Source organism: Microcystis sp. M53602_WE12 (genome assembly GCF_030065455.1).
Classification (GTDB): Bacteria; Cyanobacteriota; Cyanobacteriia; order Cyanobacteriales; family Microcystaceae; genus Microcystis; species Microcystis aeruginosa.
The window spans coordinates 1-2,745 of the sequence record NZ_JASJFB010000426.1; the positions used below are offsets into that span (position 1 = coordinate 1).

The 2,745-nt window shown below is 50.1% G+C and carries 1 protein-coding gene and 1 pseudogene; both read right to left on the reverse strand.

The window, feature by feature from the left end; all coding sequences use genetic code 11:
* Positions 1–56, reverse strand: a 56-nt coding sequence (locus tag PX482_RS27765; RefSeq protein WP_072024880.1) for a helix-turn-helix domain-containing protein, incomplete at its 3' end; no start/stop codon positions are given.
* Positions 57–147: 91 nt separating this feature from the next.
* Positions 148–2,235, reverse strand: a pseudogene (locus PX482_RS14355) (cation-translocating P-type ATPase); the annotation flags it as partial.
* Positions 2,236–2,745: the final 510 nt, after the last annotated feature.

Consider the following 2,745-nt stretch of genomic DNA (forward strand, 5'->3'; position numbering starts at 1 on the left):
AATAGCGACTCTTGTTCGGGTGTGGGGTAAAATCGAAACGAATAGGCTTTTTCCATACCTCACATTTTAGCATATATTTCGTAAACGATGCTCATATTTAACAGTAAAGCCGTCGTAGAACGACGGGGTTTCAGACCCAAAATTTTCGATGACTGGAATCAACGACATACCCGCGATCGGAACGTGAACGGCCAAGGTATAGGCCATCCCCTTTTTCAGGTTGTCAAAGATACGTCTTCCCAGTTTGACCGATTCGACGATGGACGAAAAATCATCTTTCAACAGGACCAAATCGGCAGACTCTCGCGCTACATCGGTCCCCCGTTCACCCATGGCAATGCCGATATGAGCAGACTTGAGAGCCGGGGCATCGTTGACACCATCACCAGTCATGGCCACAATTTCCCCGGAGCGTTTCAGTGCATTGACAATCAATAGTTTTTGTTCGGGGACGACACGGGCAAAGATGTTGGTGCTGTGAATGCGATCGCGCAGTTCCGACTCACCCATTTGCTCCAGTTCCCTACCGGTGATCACCTTGTCTAAAGGCCTGAGTCCAATCTGACGGGCAATGTTCTGGGCTGTTACCGGATAATCACCCGTAATCATGACAACGCGAATTCCCGCACCATAGCATTCAGCGATCGCAGGTGCCACAGTAGGACGCACGGGGTCTTCCAGGCCGATGAGTCCCACAAATTCAAACTCAAAGTCGTGTTGTTGCACAGGTAAGCGATCGTCAGATTCCAAGTAGGCTGGAGGCCCGGATGACTCAAGAGCGTGGGTTTTGGGTAATGTTCCTATTTTGCGTCCTTGGGCGACTCCCAGAACTCGCAAACCTTCTCTGGCCATGGACTGGATCTGTTCGGCAAGCTCCTGTTGTTGAATCGGGCTGAAATGGCAGAGATCAGCGATCGCTTCTGGGGCCCCTTTTGCCGCAACGGTAAGCTCCCCCGTCAGGGATTCCCAGACACAGGACATGGCCAAGAGATCGGTGGACAGGGGATATTCGCGCAGTAGTTGCCAATCGCTATGCAGGTGTTCAGTCTTGGCCAGGTAATCCCAACCAATTTGCTGCAACGCTTTCTCCATCGGGTCAAAGGGATCTTTGCGACTCGCTAGAATACCAAACTCGATCAGGGGATGAAGGACTTCGGGCAAGGGTTCGCGCTCGTGGAGCGTCACATCGTACAGATAAGCATTGGAGCCGCTGTAAACCAACAATTGTTTGACGGCCATTTGGTTCAATGTCAGGGTTCCAGTCTTATCGACACAAAGAACGGTGACAGAACCCAGGGTTTCAACCACTGGAATGCGACGAGTTAGTACCTGTTTTTGCGAGAATCGCCACGCTCCCAGAGCCAGAAAGATGGCCAGCACCACCGGAATTTCATTGGGCAAAATTGCCATCGCCAGGGCTAATCCTGCCAAAAAGCCATGCAACCAATCGGCCCGGGTTAGTCCATAAATCACGACCACCGCCGCGCAAATGGCAAGCGCAATCATCGTCAATTTACCGACAATGCGACGGGTTTCTTTCTGTAAGACCGTGTCTTCCGGTTCAACCGTTTGCAGAGCTTTGCCAATTTTTCCCATTTCAGTATGTATGCCCGTTGCTTGCACCTGGGCAATGCCCTGCCCTTGCACCGCAAGAGTGCCAGAATAGACAGTGGGTAAGTCGTCTCCACCCGGTCTCAAGGTTGCTGAAAGTTTCTCTGGGTCTTCTTCCAGCTGGATGGTGCGTTTCCTGACCGGAACAGACTCCCCGGTTAACAGCGATTCATCAATCGTCAAGTGAGTCGACCACAGCAAAATCGCATCCGCAGGAACGCGATCGCCCTCCTCCACCACGATCAAATCGCCCTGTACCACTTCTCGCCCCGCAATCCGCTGCCGCTCCCCATCTCGAATCACCAAGGCCCGAGGACTGGATAAGTCCCGCAGTGCTTCTAGAGAACGTTCCGTTTTTTGCTCCTGGTAAAGATTGATGCCAATAATAAAAAAGACAAACCCCAACAAAATCAGAGCTTCTTGAGCATCACCCAAAAAGAGGTAGATGACACCACAGGCAATCAGGAGCAAGAAAATCGGCTCTTGGATAATGTCTAGGGCGATCCTTAAAAAAGTACGATGCTGGGTTGAGGGCAGTTCGTTGTAGCCATGCTGTTTCAAGCGATCGCCAGCTTCTTGGCTAGACAACCCGTTAAACTGCCTATTTTGTATATGTGCAACCATAACAATTACCTAGGTTTTTCACACAGGCTATTCTCGCACATAGAGAGTAGTTGACATACCCCACGCCGTAAACGGACGTGGATTCTTCTAGCATCACTGCTGTGAATTTCTGGCTCAACGAGTCCACTTGAATTAGATTCCTAGCGAAATCCCAGCCAGAGGTGGTTCTCTCCTCAGACTTTCGCTCCCTTACAGAAGCCTGTTCTCGTGTGTCCCACGATACAGTTCCAAACCTCTAAAATAATTGGTTTCTTTGGTACTTGACGCTGAGAGCTTTTACCTATAGGAGCATTCCCCTATAGAACCCCATAACTCTAGTTTTCAAGGTGCGTTCATCCTTCGATGACTGGGTTTTTTAAGCGGTTGCTTACCCGGCCCCCTATTCTTAATATCATAAGTAGGTGGGTGGAATTAAATATAAGATGAACGTAGGTTGGGTTGAAGCATGAAACCCAACGCCCGATTATGTTACGCTACCGCTAACCCATCCTACAAATAATTGTGCCTCCC